The organism is Streptomyces geranii (genome assembly GCF_002954775.1).
Classification (GTDB): domain Bacteria; phylum Actinomycetota; class Actinomycetes; order Streptomycetales; family Streptomycetaceae; genus Streptomyces; species Streptomyces geranii.
On sequence record NZ_PJME01000051.1, the window covers coordinates 39,890 to 61,727 of the forward strand.

Genomic DNA, 21,838 nt, shown 5'->3' on the forward strand with positions numbered 1-21,838 from the left:
CACGGCCGTTCACAAGAACCCCCAGGGGTAGGGGAGTTACTGCACCTGCCCGCGCTGCTGCGGAATCGGCGCCGTAGCCGTGGCCGACAACACGCGCCCGTACGTGTCCTCGTGCTCGGCGTCGTGCACGGGCATGTCGTCGCGCAGCAGGTTCTCGGGGATGAGCACGGCCGCGGTGACGCCGCCGCTCGGGGAGTCGCGGAGTTCGACGCGCAGGCCCTGGCGGTCCGCGATGCGGTTCACCACGAACAGGCCGATCTGCTTGGCGTCGAGGAGGTCGACCTTCTCCGAGCGGAGTTTGCGGTTGGCGTCGGCCATCGTGTCCTCGTTCATGCCGAAGCCGCTGTCCTCGACCTCGATGAGGACGCCGCCCTGCAACCGGGCCGCGCGCAGCCGCACCTTGGCGCTGGGCGGGGAGAACGAGGAGGCGTTCTCGACGAGTTCGGCGAGGAGATGGATGACGTCGGCGACCGAGCCGCCGTTCAGCGAGACCCGGGGGACCTCCCAGACCTGGACCCGGCTCGCGTCCTCGATCTCGGCGACCGCCGCACGCAGGGTGTCGGCCAGCGGGATGGGGTCCCGCCAGCCGCGGCCGGGCGCGATGCCGGAGAGGATGAGGAGGCTCTCGGAGTGCCGGCGCATCCGGGTGGCGAGGTAGTCGACGCGGTACAGCTCGTGCAACTCGGCGGCATCGCGCGGGCGTTGCTCCAGCCGGTCGAGGATGTCGAGCTGGCGGTGGAGCAGCACCTGGCTGCGGCGGGCGAGGCTGACGTACACCCCGGAGATGCCGCTGAGGAGTTCGGCCCGCTCGGAGGCTGCCTTGAGCGCGGCCCGCTGCACGGCCGTCAACGCGGTGCCCACCTGGGCGAGTTCGTCCCCGGCGAGGCGGTGCAGCGGGGCCTCGGCGTCGATGTCGACACCCTGCCCGGCGTGCAGTCGCCGCATGGCCTGCGGGAGCCGGCGTCCGGCGACTTCGAGGGCGGAGTTGCGCAGATCGAGCAGCTCGACGATGAGCCCGCGCCCGACGGAAACGGAGACGAGCAGGGAAAGGAGCACACCGACAAGCCCCAGCACCACGGCGATCCCGGATGCGCCGAGGGTGTCCAGGCCGAACGGGTTCGCCTTGGCGGCGGCGGCCGTACCGGCCTGGGTCTCGGCCTTGCCGAGCGCCGACAGCACACTCCCGGCGGAGCCGTCCCACCCCTTCAACAGCCCGTCGGCCACGGCGGATCGACCGGGCCCGGCACTCCGGACGCGATTCTCGATCGCCGCGAGCTGACGGTAACTCTGGCTCTCCAGAAGGATGTTGTACGCCGTCCGGTGCTCGGGGCGCAGATCGGCGACCGCGGGCTTCAGCAGGCTCCGCTGGACGGTGACCGCGCCGACGAACAGCGCGTACTGATCGCCGGTGAGCCGTCCGGCACGGACGCCGGCCGCGATGAGCGCCTCCTCCTGGGCCAACGCCTCGCGGGCCCGGGAGAGTTCGAGGACGACCCGGGCCTCGGAGGCGGTGGTGGTGCCCTTCTCCCCGGTGAGCGCGCCGGTGACGGCGAAGGCGTCCTCGACGATGCGGGTGTACGCCGGGTAGCTGTCACTCTTCGACGCGCGCAGGGTGTTCAGCCCCTTGGCGTCGGCGGTGAGCCGGTCGAGACGGTCGGGAAGGGCCGAGTTGAGGAGCGCGGCGTCGGAGCTGGACGAGTTGACACCGTCGAGCAGGGCGTCGACCGCCTTGTCGGTGGCCACCTGAACGCGGACCAGGGCGTCCGCGTCGGCGGTACCGGTGCTCGCGGCGGCGGTCCGCTCGGTCTGTATCGCGGTGCCGAAGTCTGCGACGGGGGCGAGCAGTTCGGAGTTGACCTCCTTGGCCCGCTCGGCGTCCCCGATGGTGGACGCGGTGGTGACCGCCGCGAAACTCCACAGCGCCATGAGGGAGACGACGGGCAGCATCAGCAGGGCAACGATCTTCGCCCGCACGGATCGAGGACGAAGCCGTTCGGCGGCGCGAGTCATGGTCACCTTTTTCGGCGCGGGCGGGGCTTGGTTTTTCAGCGCGGTCGGGGCTTGGTTTTCAGCCCGTCCGGCGTTTGAGGACGAGGCCGTTCAGGCCGACAGCGGGGGTCTGGGGGCGCAGCCCCCAGGGATGGGAACGGGTAGGGGCGGCGGGGGCGAAAAAACTAGGCGGTGGACAGCTCGACCTCGCGGAGCAACTCCGCCGCGACCGCCGCCTCCCCCCGCTTCCCAGTCGGCGACAACGCCACATACGCCGAGGCAAGGAACAGGAACGACCCCAACAGCACCGCCAACGGAAACAGGAACTCCGTGGCGGTCGCTCCCGGCAACTCCGCACTGCTGGGCGCGAGCACGACATCAACGGCGAACATCGCGGTGTAGTGCATGCTGCTCACCGCGAGCCCCATCACCAGCGCGGCCACAGTCGCCAGCACCGGCCCCCGCACGATCAGCGTGAGCGTGAGCGCCGCGGTCGCCGCGACGACGGCGATGGCGACGGAGACCATGACGAGCGTCGGGTCGTACGAGACGGCGCCGTGCAGATTGAGCGCGTACATGCCGGCGTAGTGCATCGCGGCGACCCCGAGCCCGGTGCCGAGCCCGCCGAGGACGACGGACCGGACCCGGGAGCGGCCGTACCCGGCGGTGAAGACACCGGCGGCGACGACGGCGATGGCGGTGACCAGGCTGAGGACGGTCAGCGGGACGTCGTAGCGGATGGGGGTGCCCTCGACGCTGAAGCCCATCATCGCGACGAAGTGCATGGTCCAGATGCCGGAGCCGATGGCGAAGGAGGCGAGCGTCAGCCAGTTCCGCTTGGAGGCGCCGTCGGACTCCAACGCCCGTACGGTGCAGCGCAGTCCGAGTGCGGAGCCCAGACAGGCCATCGCGTAGGAGAGGACGGGGGTTATCCATCCGGCGCTGAAGTGGTCCATGTGGCCCATGGGGGAATTCCTCTCGCCCGAGGCACGGGCAGCACTGTGCGGTTTCATGGGAGGGGCCGGCGGGGAACCGGCCCCTCAGCACACCCAAGTGCCCTTCGCCCAAGCGCTGTCGGCTGCTTGGCGGCGCTCTTGGCTACTTGGCGCTACTTGGCGGCGACGGCGGTGCGGACCTCGCCGAGGAGGTCGTACATCGTCTGGCCGGGGCAGTCGGTGGCGAGCCAGTCGCGGTGGCCGCTGATCGCGTTGACGTCCCTGGTGACGCCGTTGACCGGGTTCACATAGGTCAGCTTCGCCTGCGGGTCGAGGCCCTTGAAGCGGGCGATGACCTTGATCAGGCGGATCAGCGAGGCCTTGGCGGCGTCGGTGGGCGGCTGGGCGACGAGGTTGCCGAGCAGCGCGATGCCGAGGTTGCCGGAGTTGAAGCCGCCGGTGTGGAAGGCGGTGACGAGCTTGCCGTCGGCGTCGAAGGCCGGGACCGGGTCGTCGCCGGAGTAGCGGCCCTCGTAGACGACGCCCGCCTCGTCGATGAGGAAGTGGTAGCCGATGTCGCCCCAGTCGAGGGTGACCGCGTGGTACTCGTAGATGCCGCGCACGGTCGACGCCGGGTCGGGGTCGGCGTTCAGGGTGTCCGTGTGGTGGACGGTGACCGTCTGGAACGGGTAGTACGCCTCGGGCGAGTTGACCTTGCCGTCCTTGTACCGCTTCGACTCGTCGGCGCCCCACGCGGGCCGCGACAGGTACCGCACCCCGCGTACCCGGGTCGGTTCGGTCGGCACGTGGAAGGTCTTGGCGGCGCCGCCGGTGGTGTCGATCGCCAGCGACCGCGCCCCGCTCGCGCTCGCGCCGTCGGGCAGCTTCAGCTCGTACGCGGTGGCGTCCCCCGCCGCCACCAGCGCCGTACCGCCGCCCTCGACGGTCGCGCAACCGCCGCTCAGCTCCTGCCACTTGCCGGGCGCGGAGTCGCCGTCCGCGAACCTGATCCCGGCGCCGTCCGCGGCACCGCTCCAGCGCACGCCGACGTACGAGATGGCGAAGGCGGCGCTCGTCTCTGCGGTGCCGGTGGCGGCCTCGGTACGGGTGGCCGGGAACTTCTGCGGCTCGGTACCGGCGGTGCCGGACGCGTCGCCCGTCGTGACGGACGCGCCGGAGTCGCCTCCGCTGCCGGCCGCGAAGACCACCGGGGTCAGCGCGCCGCCGACGGCGACGGCGCCCGCGGCGCCGATCACACCGCGCCGGGTGACGGGGACTTTCCTGCGATGGGACGGTGACGAGGACGAGGGGGGAGGTACGGACACGGAGATGCCTTCCGGAAGTGCTGGGGGAGTTGGCAACTCAAGGGGGACCCCACGCCGCGCGTACTCGTGCGACCCGTGAGGGGAGTGCGACGGCGAGTGCTTGAAGTTGAAAAGACCCTACGCGTCACGTCCGCCCCACCCGCACCGCCCCGGGCCAAGGAACAGTGAATTCCCTGTGGAGGTCGGAAATATGGGGTAACCCGAAAGTAACTCTATGTGCTCACCGTCACAGCACACTGGCGCCCGGCACCGGCCCGGCGGCCACCCGTACGGAACGACACGTCCCGGACGCCGCGAGCGCCTCGGCGACCTGCCGAGCGGCCCCCGCGTCCCGGGCGAGGAAGGCGGTCGTAGGCCCGGAACCCGAGACCAGAGCCGTGAGTGCACCGGCCGCGCGACCGGCGGCGAGGGTGTCGGCGAGGGCCGGGAAGAGGGAGAGCGCGGCGGGCTGGAGGTCGTTGGAGACGCTGACGGCGAGGGCGTCCGGGTCCCCGGAGGCGAGCGCGTCGAGCAGCCCGGCCGAGGCCACAGGCGGCGGAACCTCACTGTCCGCGACCGCGACGAGCCGGTCGAACTCCCGGAACACGGCGGGCGTGGACAGCCCGCGCTCGGCCATGGCGAACACCCAGTGGAAGTCACCACCGGTCTCCAGCACGGTCAGCTTCTCCCCCCGCCCGACCCCGAGCGCGGCACCCCCGACCAGACTGAAGGGCACATCGCTGCCCAACTCGGCGCAGATGTCGAGAAGTTCGACACGCGAGGCACCAATGCCCCACAACTCGTCGCAGGCGACGAGCGCCCCGGCACCGTCGGCACTCCCGCCCGCCATCCCCCCGGCGACGGGGATGTCCTTGGCGATGTGGATGTGCACATCGGGCGTACGTCCGTACCGCTCGGCGAGCGCGACGGCGGCCCGGGCAGCGAGATTCGTACCGTCGAGGGGCACTTGGGCGGCGTCCGGCCCCTCACAGGTGATCCGGAGCCCGGCGGCCGGGGTGACGGTGACCTCGTCGAAGAGCCCGACGGCGAGGAAGACGTTGGCGAGGTCGTGGAAGCCGTCGGGGCGGGCGGCACCGACGGCGAGCTGGACGTTGACCTTGGCGGGAACTCGTACGGTGACGCTCACAGCTGCCCGGACTCCCCGCTGACGTCGCTGTCGTCCTGCTCTTGAACCTTGTTCTCGGCGATACGGACGAAGTCCTCGACGCCGATGGACTCGCCGCGGGCCTGCGGGGAGACACCGGCGGCGACGAGGGCGGTCTCGGCGGCGGCGGCCGAACCTGCCCAGCCGGCGAGCGCGGCGCGCAGGGTCTTGCGCCGCTGGGCGAAGGCGGCGTCGACGACGGCGAACACGTCGAGCCGGGACGCGGTGGTCTTGAGCGGCTCGGCCCGCCGCACCAGCGAAACGAGCCCGCTGTCGACGTTGGGCGCGGGCCAGAAGACGTTGCGCCCGATGGACCCGGCCCGCTTGACCTCGGCGTACCAGTTGGCCTTGACGGAGGGCACGCCGTACACCTTGGACCCGGGAGGAGCGGCGAGCCGATCGGCGACCTCCGCCTGCACCATGACGAGGGTCCGCTCAATGCTGGGGAAGGTCTCCAGCATGTGCAGCAGCACGGGCACGGCGACGTTGTACGGCAGATTGGCGACCAGGGCGGTGGGCGGGGGCCCCGGCAGCTCGGTGACGCGCATGGCGTCGGAGTGCACGAGGGAGAACCGGTCGGCGCGGGTGGGCATCCGTGCGGCGACGGTGGCGGGCAGCGCCCCCGCGAGCACGTCGTCGATCTCGACGGCGACGACCCGGTCGGCGGCCTCCAGCAGGGCAAGGGTGAGCGACCCGAGCCCCGGCCCGACCTCGACGACGACGTCGTCGGGCCGCACATCGGCGGTGCGCACGATACGCCGGACGGTGTTGGCGTCGATCACGAAGTTCTGCCCGCGCTGCTTGGTGGGCCGAACACCGAGGACATCGGCCAGCTCACGGATGTCGGCGGGGCCGAAGAGGGCGTCGGGGGCGGGGCTGGTACTCACGGGTCAAGGGTACGGGGGGTGGGGGTGTGAGTTCGCGGCCGTTGTCAGTGGCGGCGCCTAGGGTGCTCGGCGTGGGGGTGTCCGGGGCCGGTCCCGGCCCTGTTCATTAATTCTGAGCAGGCGTTTTTATGCCGTGCTTACATTGATCGTCGGCGCGGGGAGGTGGACTTCGCCGTGCCGCGATTCCGGGTGTTCACGCATGCCTGTCCGGCGTGCGCCTGGCGCTTCTGACCACGCCTGTTCCGCAGCTTCCGCAGCTTCCGCAACGACCTGGTCGTAGCCGACCGGCAGCCCGGCATGGGTCTGACGGCCGACAGTTACGACGGTTTCGACAGCGCCGCCGCGGAGCAGCTGCGACAGGACCAGTGCCTGATGGCAGGGGTGCTACGGCTGGGCGGGCCGGGCATGTTCACCACCTCGCAGGACGCCATCAACGCGACCCCGGACAAGCTGCACACGGCGGCGAACCGGGAGCGCTGGAACGGATACTCCGCTGGCCAAGGCGTTCGACCAGGACAAAGGGCTGCTACGCCAAGGACGCCCGTGACTCCGCCGACCAGGCGGCCCTGGACGCGTCGGCCGCCCGCCAGGCCTCGTCGGAGGCCGCGCGGGCGGCGAGGGACGCCCGCACGGCGGCCGACAGCGCCGAGAAGGCCGCGAACGCGCAGCAGATCGAGACCGGGACCGTCGTCGACCAGGACGGTGCCATCGGCAACATGTTCTTTGTCGTCGACCGTCTTGAGCCGATCGGCGAACCGGAGGTCGTGGAGAAAACCGACAGCTGCGACAACTGGATCGACCAGCTCTTCTACAAGGGCGACTGCACGATCACCACGGAGATCCGGTTCAAGGCGATCCTCGACCTGCACATGTGCACGGCGGAGGAGCTGAACCCTTCCCAGTACACGTGCCCGTCCGACGCGACGGTCTATCTGGGCGAGCACCCGACGAAGGAGCTGTCCGAGGAGGTCACGCACACGATCACGATCGCCGAGTACCAGGCGAACATCGACCCGGTCGACATCGTCTTCGGGGGACGAAGTCATCGCCGGTATCGGCACAGCAGTGGCCAGGGAACTCGGCGAGGCATGCAAGAAGATCCCCCGCACTGCATCCCTCACGACCCGTTCTGCAAGCGCTGTGCCAGAATGCTGGGTCGAACTGGGCGGGCCTGGTAGGTGGGTTGCAGAAAGGGAGTCGATGAAATCTACCGACCCTGAGTTCATCTACCAGCAGACGGTGACGGACGGTGTTCCACTTGGCTTCGTGTACAAGGTCTCCGCACCTTCCCAAGCGAGTGGCTTCGTCAAGTTCGACGGCTACAAGAACGGCACTCTCATCGATGCCAAATACCTGCACTATCCCGACAGCTTCATCGAGCAGAGCACGGGCAAGCTCAGGTTTCCCACAAAGGAGACAGGTACGATGAAGAAGCAGGTCGAAGCAGCGAACGGTGTGCCCGTCGTCTGGTACGTGGACAACGAAAGAACGGCAATCGCTTTGCGGCACTGGGCGGTTGACAACAACGTCAAGGGTATCGAGATCACGTTCAGGCCCGTCCCTGTTACCGGGTGAACACCGGTGTCCCCAGCTCCCCTCGGAGTCGGGATACACCAGGCATCGTTACTTCCAGAAGGGAATACAGTGAGTTACGGCCTGGCGATGTACAAGTTCGTTGATGGAGAGATCACCCCGCCGGACATGGACGTCGTGCGGGCGATTGTCGCTCCTTACGATGCCGCACCCGAAAAGGCGGCGAACGCCTTGGATTTCTGGATCCGTGCCGCAGACGGCGGCGAGGCCGAACTGTCCGTTGCCGACAACGTCATCGGAGTCGACCGTCCAGCGCTGGGCGAGATCCGCGGCATCATCGCTGAACTCGCGAACCGACTTGGCGCGGGCATTCTCACTCCTCGCGGAACGTTCCTGTTTCGCGAGGACAGCCGAGCCCACCTTCCTGAGGGGCTGGGGGACGACGCCATTTTCGTCCCCGAGATCACCCGCGAAACGCTTGAGGCAGTCGAAGCCGGTACCGCATAGCCGACCGAACGACTCCCCGCGCGTGACTGGGGCCCGCACTCTTCGCCCTGTGATGAGTACGGGCCCCATTGCCGGCTCACCGAGAACAGTGCTGTCCGACCTGCCGTCCGGCGCACGCCGACCAACGGGGAGCCGGTGCCGTGATCAAGAGAGGGCTTCGGGCATGACCGATTTCATCCGTACCGGGAGGCTGTTCCGAGTGGTCGGGTTCAACCCGTCCCACCGGCAGCTCTTCCTGCAGAGCCAGGCGACGCTGATCGACGGGACCTCGACCCACATCGATGTGCATATCGGTCACGTAAGGCTGATGCTCCTGCAACCCTACTACCGCAATGGCCTGCACATCAGGCGTGCCAGTCCCGAGCAGTTCGCGGTGTTGACCGAGCGGCACGGGCTGAAACCCGACGACGCGGCGTACACATGGATGCTGGACCCTGACAGCGACAGCTTCGTCGTAGGAGGCGTCCCGGACTGGCGCGAGGCGGAGTACGCGCTGATGGGCGGCAGGGAGTCGCTGTTCGACGGGCCCTGGCCGGAGGACTTCCCGATGGAATCGGGAATCCTCTTCTGACGCCTCGGCGTTACGGACACACAAGGTGAGGGCGGCACCCGTATCTCGGGGGCCGCCCTCACCTTGTCGCTTCTGGTGCGGCACCGAACGCGACTCGAACCCGAGGCAGACAGTTCTGCTGACCTGTCGGCCGCCACCAGCCGCCGCCTGCCCGCCTGCCTGCCCCTGCGGGGAGACCGCGACAGCGCACCGATCCGGCCGGGTGGTCTACATCGAGCCCGACGCCGAGACAGCTTCGGCACTGTTCGGAATGGTGTCTGACCTGCCACCCGCACTGATACCGACGTTCGTTCCGCAGGGACGAGAGGGCCCACGACCGAAGAGGCTCCGAGCGGGACGGAGTGTGCATCGCTGAACTCCGGCAAGGCTCTCTCAAGAGATCGCGATCACGCCGGAACCGGAGCCGGGGCTGGGCTAGAAAGACCGGTATGGAACTCACCCAGATACGCCTGCTGGTCTCCGACTTCCCAGCTGTCTACCGCTTCTACCGCGACGTACTCGGGCTCAAGCCACAGTTCGAGGCCGAGAACGGCCCGTACGCCAAGCTCAGCCCCGACACCGGGCCCGCCGCGATCGCGCTGCAGGACCGGTCGCAGATGGCCGGCGTGCTGGAGCAACTGGGTACGGAGCCGGAGGGACACCGCAGCCTGGTGGTGCTCCGGGTGGCCGACCTGGACGCCGCCCACGCCGAACTCACCGCTCGCGGGGCGGACTTCACCCGGGCGCCGGGCCCGATGGGCGACCGGATGCGGGTCGCCCACCTGGAGGACCCGGAAGGGAACCTGATCGAACTCCAGGAGTGGCTGGCGCCGCGATGAGCTGCGGTACTCATTCCTTGCCTGCTCGGCAACCGGCCGCGCGTCTCGGTCCGTTGTGGCCCGTGCGCTACCGGGACGAGCGGCACCGGACGGCGAAGGTCCGCTGCGTTCGGAGGGGTTCGGGGGCTTCTGGGCCGATGGTCCGGCCGCCGGGCTGAGCTTGCCCCAGGGGCTCGTCGCCGACCTGTACACGTGGGCGAAGTCGGGCCCGGCCGGAAGGTGATGTACAAGGGGCTTGCCAATGGGGGCCTCACCGCGTTGGCGTCGATCACCTGGCGAGGGGAACGGCGGCTTCAGCGGGCGCGGCGCACGCGGCTACTCCGGGAGTTCGAGCATCGGTTCGCCGCAGGACTGGCATTCGGCGTACACGTCGAGGTCGTTGAGGATCTCGGCGTACTCGGGGTGCCCCTTGAGTGCCGCCGTCGCGGCGAGCAGATAGCGGGTCGTGATCTGGTCGTGTTCCGCCGTGACCAGCGTGTCCGCCAGGAGGGTCAGGGCCTCGGGGAGGGCGTGGCGGTAGGCGTCCGCGATGTCGTCGGGCAGGTCGGTCGGGACGTCTCCCAGGTCACCGGAGCAGATGGCCACGAGACCGACGACGTACAGGTATTCGTCGCGGTCGGCGGCAGGCAGGCCGCGCGCGATGGCGACCAGATGCGGCACCGAGGCGTAGGCAGCGGGCCAGGCGGTGCCCTCGGAACACAGGTACGGCCACAGGTCGTTGAACCGGGCACGGGAGGTGGGCTGGTCCACCAGGTGCCTCAACTCGTCCGGCACGTAAGGGGCGTCCTCCGCCCCCTTCCCCCCGGACCAGCCCTCGGTGGTCGAGGGCGGGCCAGCGCGGGTCGTCCAGAGAGATCATGGGCGAGAGTGTAGGCGGGGGCCGAGTGCCGGGGTGGAAGGGGTGGAAGGGGTGCAAGGGGTGTGCGCGAAGGCGGGCGGCACGAAGTGGGCTCTGGTCCACTGCTTGTGGAGGGCTCGCAGGCAGTGATGTCAGAGGCGCGTGGTGAGATGACCCCGCTCTGTCAGCCGCCTCGTGGGAGATGTTCCGATGCCGGTGTACCCGTCCCTGACCCGGGCTCTGGCGGAGGCGTTGGTCGACGTCCTCTGGTTCGTCGAGGGCTGCGAGGACGAGCGGATGGACCCGGATGACGCGGTCAAGGTCTTGGAAGGTGTCGCCCATCTGGTGACCCAGCTGTCGAGTGATCAGCGGAGCGAGTTCATCGGCCTCCTCGGTTCGATGGCCGCGAAGGAGGCCGATCCTTCGCGCCGTGCGTTCCTGGAGGGCTTCCCTGAAGGTTTCGGACTCGTCGAGGAAGGCTCCTGACCCGGGTTCCACGCAGAGAACAGCACGCGCTTGCTCGTACGCGTCCGGGGCCCAGCCGGACGTCGGCTGGTACTCCCCTGGGCTCTGCACCGGTCCGGCGTTCTCGGCGAACAAGTGACGACACACGAGAAGCCGCCGACGATGAATGGGACGTGCCGCTCAGCCGAATCAGGATCGCGCACGGTGAAGATCACCAGGACCGACATCGGCGCGATGGGCGGCCTGTCCGTGGTCGTCACCTGGGAGGAGGGCGGCGCGGACCGATTCCGAGCGGGTGATGAGCTGCCGGTGAGCGACCCGGACTCCACCTGACCTGCGCGACCTGACGGACACGACGAGGGCGACGAAGGCAAAGACCGAGGCGGGGAACGGCCCGTACGCCAACCTCAGCCCCGGCAGCGGCAGCGGGGTCTGTCTGCTGCCGGACCTGCGTCGCGTTGCCAACCTGCTTGAGTGCACGCCGAGTTGGCGGAGGCTGGGTGCGGGACGAGGCGAGGCTCCTGGTTGGATGGGTCGGCGACAAGTACAGGCGGACGAAGGACGGATCTCATGGGAACGACACAGGGCCCGCCGGTCGGGCACGAGGACATCCACGTCCCTGCGGGACGGACCAGGTGGTGGGTGGTCGCCCTCATCCTGGGTCTGCCGGCACTTCTCATCACTGGCTTCCTCGCCATGGTCGCGATCTGGGTACTGACCGACGACTCGTCCGAGGCCGAGCAGCGACCTCCCCACGCTCTTCAGGTGAGCGTGGGAGCCGCTTCGGCGGGAAGCACTCCTACGTTGTCCCAGACATCGACGATGTGACGCCGAGGTCTCTCTTCGAAGGCCTCACGCCACGTCACCGGTGAGGAACACACGAATTCAGGGTGCGGAACGGGCCCTGCGGATGGGTGACTTGACGGACTCCACGCAGCCGTTGCCATCGCCGCCGCCCTCCGTGTGCGCCGGCGGGCCGGTGTCCTCCGCATCGGAGCTTGGGACGCCGACCCCAACCACCGCAGCCGAAGCTGGAGAAGATCCGCTCACCCGTGCAACCGCACCCCACAATGCGGCCAAGGCCCCGCCCCCCGCTGCACATACAGCCTCTTCGCCCTGAACGTCTGCTCACTCGCCGTCGCGTCCTGCGGGCGCCCCGAACCGCCCAGGCTCTGCCATGTCTGCGTGTCGAACTGGTACAGGCCCCCGTAAGTCCCGGACGGGTCAACCGCGTTCGGGCGGCCCCCGGACTCGCAGGCCGCCAGCGACCCCCAGTCCAGATGGTCCGCCCCCTGCACCGACGTCGGCATCGGCTTCGAACCCACCCTCACCAGCTGGGCCCTCGGCTCGCGCACCACCTCCGTACGCACCCGGCGTGGCTTCTGCTTCACCCCGTTGACCGACCGCAGGGCGAAAGTGACCCTGCGCAGGCCCGGGCTGCCCGCCTGGTCGACCACCTCCGTGCCCTTGAAGAGCGAGGCGTCCTGGGTGCGGCGGACGTCGAAGGGGATCTGTTCCTCCCGTACCTCCTTCGAGCCCGTCACCCGCAGTACCGTCACCGTCTGGCCGTCGCGCGGGAAGCTCGCGGAGGCCACCGAGATCGTGTCCTCCCCTCGGAGGGTGATCCCGGCCTCCTCCACCGCCTCGCCGACCGTCGCCGCGTTCGTGCGGATCGTGCGGGCCCGGCCGTCCGCCATGATCGTGACCGTGCGCTCGGTGCGGACGTCGATCGTGAGGCCCTGGCGGCCGATCTTCTGGGAGCGCGCGAGCGACAGGTACGCGCCCTCCGCGCGCACCCCGAACTCCCGCAGCGCCCCCTCCACCGTCTGCGCCGTCGTCCACAGTTCGCGCCGTTCACCGTCCAGAGTGATCCGTACGGGTCGCCCGTAGTGGACGTGGACCTCGTCGCCGCTGGCCAGCGCGGTGCCCGGCGCGGGCGCGACGACGTCGTGGGCGCCCACCGGCACCCCCTCGTCGGCCAGCAGTTCGGTCACGTCGTCGGCGAAGGTGTGCAGGGTGCGCGGCTTGCCGTCGACGTTCAGTTCGATCGCCTTGTCCTTGGCGACGAAGGCCGTCGTACCGCCCGCCAGGAACGCCACCACGAGCGCCTGCGGGAGCAGCCTGCGGATGGCGTCCGGCCGTTCGGAACCCTTGCGGCGCTTGGTCGAGCGGCGGTCCCGGGCCCTCCCCGCGACCGGCTGCGGCTGGGGCAGCTGCTGCCGGGGCAGCGCCGGCGGCGGCTCCGGGGGCGCCGGGGGCTCGTAGGCGGGCCGGTACGTGTCCTCGTACGGCGGCGGCCCCGGCATCACCGTCCCGTACGCCACCGTCTCGGCGGTGTGCGGGTCGTACCCCCCGTACGGCGGCTGCGTTCCGCTGACGGTGCTGTACGTCTCGTACGGCGGCGAACTGCTCACGACGACACGCTCCAGGTTCCGGCGACGGGGACCAGAACCTAGCGGAGCGGCCGTCACTCTCCAAAGCGACGCGGCTACCGAGCGTCAACGCACGTGCGTGCGCGTCAGTAATCGAAGGCGCGTGCGGTGTTCGTCGCGATGGCCGACGCCAGCGTGTCCTCGTCGATGCCGCGTACGGCGGCCATCGCCCGCAGGGTGATCGGGATGAGGTAGGGGGCGTTCGGGCGGCCACGGTACGGCGCGGGGGTCAGGAAGGGGGCGTCCGTCTCCACCAGGACCAGTTCCAGCGGGGCCACGGCCAGCGCGTCGCGCAGGGGCTGGGCGTTCTTGAAGGTCATGTTCCCGGCGAAGGACATGAAGTAGCCGTTCGCTGCGCAGATCTCGGCCATCTCCGCGTCGCCGGAGTAGCAGTGGAAGACGGTCCGCTCGGGGGCGCCCTCTTCCTTCAACACCCGAAGGACGTCGGCGTGGGCGTCCCGGTCGTGGATGACCAGCGCCTTGCCGTGCCGTTTGGCGATCTCGATGTGGGCCCGGAAGGACCGCTCCTGGGCCGCCTTGCCCTCCGGCCCGGTACGGAAGTAGTCCAGCCCCGTCTCCCCCACGCCCTTGACCTGCGGGAGTCCGGCCAGCCGGTCGATCTCGGCCAGCGCCTCGTCCAGGGCCGCGTCCCCGCCGGGAACCCGCGCGCCCTGCCGGGACCAGCCGTCCGGGTCGCCGTGGACGATCCGGGGGGCCTCGTTCGGATGCAGGGCCACGGTCGCGTGGACACTCTCGTACGTGGCCGCCGTCTCCGCCGCCCACCGCGAGCCCTTGATGTCGCAGCCGACCTGGACGACCGTCCCCACCCCGACCGACGCGGCCTTGGCAAGCCCCTCCGCGACACTCCCGGCCTGCATGTCGAGGTGCGTGTGCGAATCGGCCACCGCCACGCGGAGGGGTTCGGGCAGTGGCGGCGCTTCGGACTTGGCAGGCATGCCCCGATCCTACGAAAGAGGCATGCCTGCAACTCCCTCAGGGGCGCGAGGCTGTGTCGATCTGCGGCTCCGCCGCGTGGGCGCGACCAGCCCCCACCGGGCCCGCAGCCGACAACCCGCCCAACCAGCGGAGCTAACTCGCCTTGCGGTGGAACGGGTGCAGGAGATCCGAGAAGTGCCAGTGGTGATGCTCTTCCTGCGGCGCCCCGGACTCACCGGCCCCGCCGGAGGCATCCGCCTGCTTCGGCACCGACCGCTGCGGACGCGCCGACTTCTGCACAGCCGACACCTGCCCCGCCCGCATGATGCGCACCACGTGGTTGTCGCAGTTCTGGCAGGTGGGCCGGGTCAGCGGCGACGGCACGACCCGGCCGTCCGCCACGTACATCACCATCTCGGCGCCATCGCCGTCGATGTGGTGCTCGATCTCGTACGACTGTTCCCAGCCGTGCCCGCAACGCATGCAGGCGAAGGAATACGACTCGTGAACGACGGCGGTGGCCGTGCTGCGGTGGCCGGTGATCTCGCTCATGCCAGCTCCTCTTGTCCGCTGGACACGGGACGGGTGCGTCCCTGTGAACCAGTGGACGCCTCTACCGGCGTGAAGGCATCAGACCTGTCGACTGTTGAAGGCGTTTTGGGCATTCCTTGTGGGAACAGCCCTGGTCCGAGGTCTGGGCTTTGCCTTTCGACTTACTCTTTTGCCCGGTTATGGCACCCGCGGATGCGTATCGCTCTTCACGGCGTTCTTATCCGCCACGAACGGCGTTCTTGTCCGCCACGACCGCGTCGAACACCTCCCGCTTGGGCAGCCCCGCATCGGCGGCAACCGCCGCGATGGCCTCCTTGCGCCGCTCCCCCGCCTCCTCCCGCACCCGCACCCGCCGCACCAGTTCCGCCGCGTCGATCTCCCCCGAGGCCCGCTCCGGGGCGCCCTCGACGACGACGGTGATCTCGCCCCGTACGCCCTCCGCCGCCCACTCCGCCAGCTCGGCCAGCGGGCCGCGCCTGACCTCCTCGTACGTCTTCGTCAGTTCCCGGCAGACGGCCGCCCTCCGGTCGGTGCCGAAGGCCTCCGCCATCGCGGCGAGGGTGTCGTCGAGGCGGTGCGGGGCCTCGAAGTAGACGAGGGTGCGGCGTTCCTCCGCCACCTCCCGAAGGCGGGACAGCCGTTCGCCCGCCTTTCTCGGCAGGAAGCCCTCGAAGCAGAAGCGGTCCACCGGCAGCCCGGAGAGCGCCAGCGCCGTGAGGACGGCGGACGGGCCCGGTACGGCCGTCACCTTGATGTCCTTCTCCACGGCCGCCGCCACCAGCCGGTAGCCGGGGTCCGAGACCGACGGCATCCCGGCGTCCGTGACCAGCAGCACCCGCGAGCCGCCCAGCAGCGCCTCGACCAGTTCGGGCGTGCGCGCGGCCTCGTTGCCCTCGAAGTACGACACCACGCGGCCCTTGGGCTGCACCCCGAGCGCCTGGGTGAGCCGGCGCAGCCGCCGGGTGTCCTCGGCCGCGATGACGTCGGCGCCGGACAGCTCCGCCGCGAGCCGGGGCGGCGCGTCCGTGATGTCGCCGATGGGAGTGCCCGCCAAAACCAGTGTTCCTGTCACGTTTCCATCTTCCCAGGGCCTCCAAGGGGCCCTTCCACCGGACGCACACAGCGCTGTTCCCTACGATGGCGCGGTGACCAGTACCGCGCCCTCCACGGACACCCGGCAAAGCGCACCCTCGCCAGAGCAGCGGCCGTCGTGGCAACAGCGGCTGCGCCGCTACGGATACACGGCGAAGCCCAGAAGCGATGTCCGGGACCGGCTGGTGCCGCCGTACACCGAGCCGAACCCCCGTCTGTGGGCGACCCTCGGGCTGCCGCCGACCCTCGGCGAGCGGATCAACCGCTGGTCGGGCTGGGGCGGACCGCTGCTGGTGACGATCCTCGCGGGCTGGCTGCGCTTCTGGGACCTGGGCGATCCGAAGCGGGTGATGTTCGACGAGACCTACTACGCGAAGGACGCGTGGGGGCTCATCCACCGCGGCTTCGAGGTCAACTGGGACAAGGACGTCAACAACCTCATCCTGCAGAACAACGGGAACGTCCCGATCCCGTCCGATCCCGCCTATGTCGTGCACCCGCCCGTCGGCAAGTACGTCATCGGGCTCGGCGAATGGATGTTCGGGTTCAATCCGTTCGGCTGGCGCTTCATGACGGCACTGCTGGGCACGCTGTCCGTCCTGATCCTCTGCCGGATCGGCCGACGGCTCTTCCGCTCGACCTTCCTGGGCTGTCTGGCGGGCGCGCTGATGGCCGTGGACGGCCTGGCCTTCGTGATGAGCCGGACCTCGCTGCTCGACGGCGTGCTGCAGTTCTTCGTCCTCGCCGCCTTCGGCTGCCTGATCACCGACCGCGACAAGGCCCGCGAACGGCTCGCGGCGGCGCTCCCGCCGGATGCCAACGGGGTCGTACGACCGGACGCGCACATCGCCGAGACGACCACCTTCGGCTTCCGCCCCTGGCGCTGGACGGCGGGCCTGATGCTGGGCCTGGCCATCGGCACCAAGTGGAACGGCCTGTACATCCTGATCGGCTTCTGCGTGATGGCCGTGCTGTGGGACGCCGGTACGCGCAAGGTCGCGGGCGCCCGCCACCCGTACATCGCGGTCGTCAAGCACGACCTGGGCTGGGCGTTCCTCGCGACGGTCCCGGTGGCGATCTTCACGTACATCCTGTCCTGGACGGCCTGGATCCTCTCCCCCTCGAACGGCACCGGCGGCTACTACCGCAACTGGGCGGCCACCGAGGGCAAGGGCGGCGACTGGACCTGGCTCTTCCCGGACTGGCTGCGCAGCCTCTGGCACTACGAGCACGCGGTGTACGAGTTCCACGTGGGCCTGCACTCCCCGCACAACTACCAGTCCAACCCGTGGAGTTGGCTGGTCCTGGGCCGCCCGGTCTCGTTCTTCTACGAGTCCCCGGCCCCCGGCACGGACGGCTGCCCCACTAACGCGGGCGAGCAGTGCGCCCGCGAGGTCCTGGCCCTGGGCACCCCCCTGCTGTGGTGGGCGTCCTGCTTCGCGGTCCTGTACGTCCTCTACCGCTGGCTGCTGCGCCGCGACTGGCGCGCGGGAGCCATCGCCTGCGGCATCGCGGCGGGCTATCTCCCCTGGTTCATGTACCAGGAGCGCACGATCTTCTACTTCTACGCCATCGTCTTCCTGCCTTTCCTCTGTCTGGCCGTGGCGATGATGATCGGCGCGATCGTCGGCCCACCGGGGTCGAGTGAACGCCGCCGGGTCGCGGGCGCGGCGGGCGCGGGTGTGCTGGTGCTGCTGATCGCCTGGAACTTCATCTACTTCTGGCCGCTGTACACGGGGACGGCGATCCCCATCGACTCCTGGCGTTCACGTATGTGGCTGGATACCTGGGTGTAGTCACTCTTCAGACAAGATGACGGCTCTCCTCCCACAGGAGCCCCTCAGGCCACTTACAGTGCTGTGGCCAACGGGGAGGGAAACACGCATGCGCAAGGGAGCGAAGGCCGCCGTCATCGGGACCGTGTTCACGGTGATGGTCGGCGGGGCCGGGTACGGGGCGTTCAACGTCGTGTCCGCGCTCAGTGAGGACGGCGGTACGAGTGTGAAGACCGGGCCGCCCTCGAAGGACGAGATCGCCGACGCGAGCAAGGAGTTCTTCGCGGCCTGGGAGAAGGGGCGGGCGCAGGACGCCGCCGATCTCACCAACAACGCGATACCCGCGAAGAACCTGCTCACCGGGTACAGCGCGGAGGCGCACATCACCGGGGTGAAGATCACCCCCGGGACCGCCACCGGCGCGACCGTGCCCTTCTCGGTGAAGGCCACGGTGTCGTTCCAGGGGAAGACGAAGCCGCTCGCGTACAGCAGCAAGCTGACCATCGTGCGGGGTACGACGACCGGGAAGGCGCTGGTCGACTGGCAGCCGTCGGTCATCCATCCCGGGCTCAAGGTCTCCGGGGACAAGCTGGTCACCGGCGAGGCGGGGAGCCCGCCGATCGAGGCCGTGGACCGGGACGGCAAGGTCCTGACGAAGGAGAAGTACCCGTCCCTGGGGCCGATCCTGGACACTCTGCGGGCGCGCTACGGCGACCAGGCGGGCGGCAAGCCGGGCATCGAGCTGATGATCCGGCACGCGGACACCGAGACCGCCGACACCTCGCTCGTGACCCTCGCCGAGGGCACCCCGGGCAAGCTGGAGACGACGCTCAGCGCGAGCGCGCAGGCCGCCGCCGAGAAGGCGGTGCTCAAGTTCTCCGAGTCGTCCGTGGTCGCCGTACAGCCGAGCACGGGTGAGGTGCTGGCGGTCGCCAACCACCGTACGGACCAGTTCAACGCGGCCTTCGAGGGCACGCTCGCGCCGGGCTCCACGCTGAAGATCCTCACGGCGGCGATGCTCATCGACAACGGCGTGGCGACGATGAACAGCCCGGCGCCCTGCACACCGACCGCGATCTGGCAGAGCCAGACCTTCGCCAACCTCAAGGGCATGGAACCGAACGAGAACGCCACGCTCGCCAACGACTTCCTCCGCTCCTGCAACACCGGTTTCATCAAGCTGATCGACGGCACCGACGCGAACCGCCTCACGGACGAGTCCCTGACGACCGAGGCGCAGGAACGGTTCGGGCTCGGCCGGGACAACTGGAAGACCGGGATCGCCTCCTTCGACGGCAGCATCCCGGCCTCCCCAGGCCCGGACCGCGCGGCCAACGCGATCGGGCAGGGCCAGGTCCAGATGAGCCCGCTGAACATGGCGTCGGTGACGGCGACGGCGATCACGGGCGAGTTCCGGCAGCCGTACCTCGTATCGCCGGACCTTGACGACCGTGAGCTGGCGACGGCGAAGGGCATTCCGGCGAGTACGTCCGCGCAGCTCAAGGAGATGATGCGGATGACGGCGACCCAGGGCACCGCGGCGCAGGCCATGGCCGGGCTGAGCGGGGACATCGGCGCGAAGACGGGGTCCGCGGAGGTCGACGGACAGGCCAAGTCCAACAGCTGGTTCACCGGGTTCCGGGGTGACATCGCGGCGGCGGCCATGACCCAGGAGGGCGGCCACGGCGGCGACGCGGCCGGTCCGATTGTCGCAGCCGTGCTACGGACCGGCGGCTGAACTCACCGTCACAGCGCGGGACTCTAGGGTGGTCGTTGTCGTTGAGGTGCAGTGAGGGCAACGGGGACCCTGGGGATTACCGCGGAGGATCGGGAGCTGTGGGCAAGAGGGGCAAGAAGAAGCACGCCGCCGAGCGACAGAGCGCGCGGAGTGGAGAGAGCGCACAGAGCGCGCGGAGGACCAGGCCCGCAGTCATCGGCGGGATGATCGCCGTGGTCGTCGGCGGCGCCGGTCTCGCCGGGTACGCGCTGTACGGCGGCGGGGCGGCGGCCGAGGACGGCTCCGCGACGACCCTGGCCGACCAGAAGCCGAAGGTGCCGACGGGCCCGGTGTCGGCGGCCCAGGTGAAGGCGGTCTCCACGCAGTTCCTGACGGCGTGGCGGACGGGCAAGGCAGCCCAGGCGGCAGCTGCCACGAACGACACCACCAAGGCGGCGACGACCCTCCTCACCGGCTACACCAAGGACGCCCACATCACCGGCGTGACGATCACCCCGGGCACGGCGACGGGCGCCAAGGTGCCCTTCACGGTCAAGGGCACGGTGACGTACGGCGGTACGAGCAAGCCGCTGACGTACGAGAGCGCGCTGACCGTGGTCCGCCGTACGTCGGACGGGAAACCGCTGGTCGACTGGCACGCGTCGGTGATCCACCCGGACCTGGCGGACGGCGACAAGCTGCTGACCGGGGAGGCGGGCGTCCCGCCGATCAAGGCGGTGGACCGCGACGGCGGCGAACTGACCCTCAAGAAGTACCCGTCGCTGGGCACGATCCTGGACAGCCTGAGGGAGAAGTACGGCGAGAAGGCCGGCGGCAAGGCGGGCATCGAGCTGCAGGTGGTGCGCGGTACGGCGTCCAAGGCGGCGAAGTCGGCGGACAAGACGCTGCTGGAGCTGAGCAAGGGCACGCCGGGGGTGGTGAAGACGACGCTGAGTCCGTCGCTGCAGGCGGCGGCGGAGGCGGAGGTGCTGAAGAAGGCGAAGTCGTCCGTGGTCCTCATCCGCCCGTCGACGGGCGAGGTACTGGCGGTGGCGAACCAGTCCCACGGCTTCAACACGGCGTTCCAGGGGTCGTTGGCGCCCGGTTCGACGCTGAAGGTGATCACGTCGTCGCTGCTGATCGAGAAGGGCCTGGCGTCGGCGGACAAGGCGCACCCGTGCCCGAAGTACTCGACGTACGGCGGCTGGAAGTTCCAGAACGACGACGAGTTCGAGATCAAGGGCGGCACCTTCAAGGCGAGCTTCGCGCGCTCCTGCAACACGGCCTTCATCAGCCAGGCGAAGGAACTCGACAACGACAGCCTGACCAAGCAGGCGCAGCAGGTGTTCGGCCTCGGCATGGACAACTGGGCGGTCGGCGTCTCGACCTTCGACGGGTCGGTGCCGGTGCAGTCGCAGGCGCAGATGGCGGCGTCCCTGATCGGGCAGGGCGGGGTCCGGATGAACCCGCTGAACATGGCGTCCGTGGCGGCGACGGTGGAGTCCGGGGTGTTCCGGCAGCCGTACCTGGTCTCACCGGAGGTGGACGGCCGCACGCTGGCGACCGCCTCCCGGACGATGTCGTCGGCGACGCTGTCGCAGCTGCGGGAGCTGATGCAGTACACGGCGGCGTACGGGACCGCGGCGGAGGCGATGGCCGGCCTGGGCCCGGATTACGGGGCGAAGACGGGCTCCGCGGAGGTGGACGGCCAGGAGAAGCCGAACGGGTGGTTCACGGCGTACCGGGGGGACCTGGCGGGCGCGGGTGTGGTGGTCCAGGGCGGCCACGGGGGGAGCACGGCGGGGCCGATCGTGGCGGCGCTGTTGAAGGCCGGGGGGTAGTTCTCAACACGTGGGCGGCGGCGGTCACTTCTTGTCGCGCAGGTGGGCGATCTGTTGCCGTGAGAGTTCGACGGTGCGTCGCATGTGCCGGTGCAGCAGGGCGCACTCGTCCTCGGTGTAGTCGGCGAACATCGCCTGCCAGCCCTCGCCCAGTTCGGACCACAGTTCCATGAGACCCCGCATCGCCTCCGGGACGGGCTCCACCCGGACGCGGCGGCGGTCGGTCCTGTCGCGGTGCCGGACCACGTATCCGGCCCTCTCAAGGCGGTCGACAAGACGGGTCGCCGATCCGCTGGTCAGGCCGGTGAGTTCGGCGATCCGGCCGGTGGTGAACGGGCCGGGCTCGACGGTCAAGAGGTTGAGGCACTGGACGTCGGTGGGGTGCAGCCCGAGATGGTCCGCGACCGCCTGGTTGAACATGACGTACGCGGCCAGGTAGCGGCGGGACTCCTGCTGGAGATCGTCGATCAGCATGCACACC

General features: G+C 69.7%; 22 protein-coding genes. 11 read left to right on the top strand and 11 right to left on the bottom strand.

Annotated elements, in window-relative coordinates:
• Nucleotides 1-36: 36 nt before the first annotated feature.
• The 5 genes from CW359_RS36890 to rsmA form a co-directional block, all read right to left on the bottom strand.
• Nucleotides 37-2,010 (bottom strand): sensor histidine kinase, encoded by a 1,974-nt coding sequence (locus CW359_RS36890; protein WP_105974578.1) that lies wholly within the window; start codon nucleotides 2,008-2,010, stop codon nucleotides 37-39.
• Between the two features lie 164 nt (nucleotides 2,011-2,174).
• Nucleotides 2,175-2,954: an MHYT domain-containing protein gene (locus CW359_RS36895; protein ID WP_105974579.1), complete on the bottom strand. Its 780-nt coding sequence runs from the start codon at nucleotides 2,952-2,954 to the stop codon at nucleotides 2,175-2,177.
• A 143-nt stretch (nucleotides 2,955-3,097) separates the two neighbouring features.
• Nucleotides 3,098-4,180, bottom strand: coding sequence for a peptidoglycan recognition protein family protein (locus CW359_RS36900; RefSeq protein WP_232838769.1), 1,083 nt, complete (start codon nucleotides 4,178-4,180; stop codon nucleotides 3,098-3,100).
• 295 nt (nucleotides 4,181-4,475) lie between these two features.
• Entirely contained in the window at nucleotides 4,476-5,375 is a 900-nt protein-coding gene (locus CW359_RS36905; RefSeq protein ID WP_105974581.1) for a 4-(cytidine 5'-diphospho)-2-C-methyl-D-erythritol kinase, read from the bottom strand.
• Nucleotides 5,372-6,280 carry a 16S rRNA (adenine(1518)-N(6)/adenine(1519)-N(6))-dimethyltransferase RsmA gene (gene rsmA / locus CW359_RS36910; protein ID WP_105974582.1) on the bottom strand — a complete coding sequence of 303 codons (909 nt, stop codon included), beginning with the start codon at nucleotides 6,278-6,280 and terminating at the stop codon, nucleotides 5,372-5,374. Before rsmA ends, CW359_RS36905 begins: the two co-directional genes overlap by 4 nt.
• A 365-nt stretch (nucleotides 6,281-6,645) precedes the next feature.
• On the opposite strand from rsmA, the gene CW359_RS47215 reads away from it, so the two are divergent.
• The 5 genes from CW359_RS47215 to CW359_RS36940 all read left to right on the top strand — a co-directional run bounded on the left by CW359_RS47215 (nucleotide 6,646) and on the right by CW359_RS36940 (nucleotide 9,709).
• On the top strand, nucleotides 6,646-7,458 hold the full coding sequence (locus CW359_RS47215; RefSeq protein WP_157968707.1) for a hypothetical protein: 813 nt from the start codon (nucleotides 6,646-6,648) through the stop codon (nucleotides 7,456-7,458).
• A gap of 22 nt (nucleotides 7,459-7,480) precedes the next feature.
• Nucleotides 7,481-7,855, top strand: coding sequence for a Tox-REase-5 domain-containing protein (locus CW359_RS36925; protein ID WP_105974585.1), 375 nt, complete (start codon nucleotides 7,481-7,483; stop codon nucleotides 7,853-7,855).
• An 87-nt stretch (nucleotides 7,856-7,942) separates the two neighbouring features.
• Nucleotides 7,943-8,320, top strand: a complete 378-nt coding sequence (locus tag CW359_RS36930) for a hypothetical protein (protein ID WP_232838770.1) — start codon at nucleotides 7,943-7,945, stop codon at nucleotides 8,318-8,320.
• A 163-nt stretch (nucleotides 8,321-8,483) separates the two neighbouring features.
• Nucleotides 8,484-8,891, top strand: coding sequence for a hypothetical protein (locus CW359_RS36935; RefSeq protein ID WP_105974587.1), 408 nt, complete (start codon nucleotides 8,484-8,486; stop codon nucleotides 8,889-8,891).
• A 428-nt stretch (nucleotides 8,892-9,319) separates the two neighbouring features.
• Nucleotides 9,320-9,709, top strand: coding sequence for a VOC family protein (locus CW359_RS36940; RefSeq protein ID WP_105974588.1), 390 nt, complete (start codon nucleotides 9,320-9,322; stop codon nucleotides 9,707-9,709).
• A gap of 315 nt (nucleotides 9,710-10,024) precedes the next feature.
• On the opposite strand, the gene CW359_RS36945 is transcribed toward CW359_RS36940, so the two are convergent.
• A complete protein-coding gene (locus tag CW359_RS36945) occupies nucleotides 10,025-10,483 on the bottom strand; it encodes a hypothetical protein (protein ID WP_105974589.1) in 459 nt (152 codons plus the stop codon).
• A gap of 274 nt (nucleotides 10,484-10,757) precedes the next feature.
• Between CW359_RS36945 and CW359_RS36950 the strand changes: the two genes are divergently transcribed.
• The 3 genes from CW359_RS36950 (at nucleotide 10,758) to CW359_RS36955 (ending at nucleotide 11,840) form a co-directional block, all read left to right on the top strand.
• Nucleotides 10,758-11,033, top strand: a complete 276-nt coding sequence (locus tag CW359_RS36950; RefSeq protein WP_105974590.1) for a hypothetical protein — start codon at nucleotides 10,758-10,760, stop codon at nucleotides 11,031-11,033.
• 183 nt (nucleotides 11,034-11,216) lie between these two features.
• Nucleotides 11,217-11,345 carry a hypothetical protein gene (locus tag CW359_RS47220; RefSeq protein ID WP_269805621.1) on the top strand — a complete coding sequence of 43 codons (129 nt, stop codon included), beginning with the start codon at nucleotides 11,217-11,219 and terminating at the stop codon, nucleotides 11,343-11,345.
• 237 nt (nucleotides 11,346-11,582) lie between these two features.
• Nucleotides 11,583-11,840: a hypothetical protein gene (locus tag CW359_RS36955; protein ID WP_105974591.1), complete on the top strand. Its 258-nt coding sequence runs from the start codon at nucleotides 11,583-11,585 to the stop codon at nucleotides 11,838-11,840.
• Nucleotides 11,841-12,058: 218 nt separating this feature from the next.
• Here CW359_RS36955 and CW359_RS36965 read toward each other — a convergent pair whose 3' ends face one another.
• The 4 genes from CW359_RS36965 to rsmI all read right to left on the bottom strand — a co-directional run bounded on the left by CW359_RS36965 (nucleotide 12,059) and on the right by rsmI (nucleotide 16,004).
• Nucleotides 12,059-13,426, bottom strand: a complete 1,368-nt coding sequence (locus tag CW359_RS36965; RefSeq protein WP_408647566.1) for a ubiquitin-like domain-containing protein — start codon at nucleotides 13,424-13,426, stop codon at nucleotides 12,059-12,061.
• Between the two features lie 104 nt (nucleotides 13,427-13,530).
• On the bottom strand, nucleotides 13,531-14,400 hold the full coding sequence (locus CW359_RS36970) for a TatD family hydrolase (protein WP_105974592.1): 870 nt from the start codon (nucleotides 14,398-14,400) through the stop codon (nucleotides 13,531-13,533).
• Between the two features lie 133 nt (nucleotides 14,401-14,533).
• Nucleotides 14,534-14,932 carry a hypothetical protein gene (locus CW359_RS36975; protein WP_105974593.1) on the bottom strand — a complete coding sequence of 133 codons (399 nt, stop codon included), beginning with the start codon at nucleotides 14,930-14,932 and terminating at the stop codon, nucleotides 14,534-14,536.
• Nucleotides 14,933-15,149: 217 nt separating this feature from the next.
• On the bottom strand, nucleotides 15,150-16,004 hold the full coding sequence (rsmI, locus tag CW359_RS36980; RefSeq protein WP_105974594.1) for a 16S rRNA (cytidine(1402)-2'-O)-methyltransferase: 855 nt from the start codon (nucleotides 16,002-16,004) through the stop codon (nucleotides 15,150-15,152).
• Between the two features lie 73 nt (nucleotides 16,005-16,077).
• On the opposite strand from rsmI, the gene CW359_RS36985 reads away from it, so the two are divergent.
• From CW359_RS36985 to CW359_RS36995, 3 genes are all read left to right on the top strand, one after another.
• On the top strand, nucleotides 16,078-17,820 hold the full coding sequence (locus CW359_RS36985; RefSeq protein WP_105974595.1) for a dolichyl-phosphate-mannose--protein mannosyltransferase: 1,743 nt from the start codon (nucleotides 16,078-16,080) through the stop codon (nucleotides 17,818-17,820).
• A gap of 88 nt (nucleotides 17,821-17,908) precedes the next feature.
• Nucleotides 17,909-19,537 (top strand): penicillin-binding transpeptidase domain-containing protein, encoded by a 1,629-nt coding sequence (locus CW359_RS36990; protein ID WP_105974596.1) that lies wholly within the window; start codon nucleotides 17,909-17,911, stop codon nucleotides 19,535-19,537.
• 203 nt (nucleotides 19,538-19,740) lie between these two features.
• Nucleotides 19,741-21,357, top strand: a complete 1,617-nt coding sequence (locus CW359_RS36995; protein ID WP_105974597.1) for a penicillin-binding transpeptidase domain-containing protein — start codon at nucleotides 19,741-19,743, stop codon at nucleotides 21,355-21,357.
• Nucleotides 21,358-21,381: 24 nt separating this feature from the next.
• On the opposite strand, the gene CW359_RS37000 is transcribed toward CW359_RS36995, so the two are convergent.
• A complete protein-coding gene (locus tag CW359_RS37000; RefSeq protein WP_105974598.1) occupies nucleotides 21,382-21,831 on the bottom strand; it encodes a MarR family winged helix-turn-helix transcriptional regulator in 450 nt (149 codons plus the stop codon).
• Between the last annotated feature and the right edge of the window lie 7 nt (nucleotides 21,832-21,838).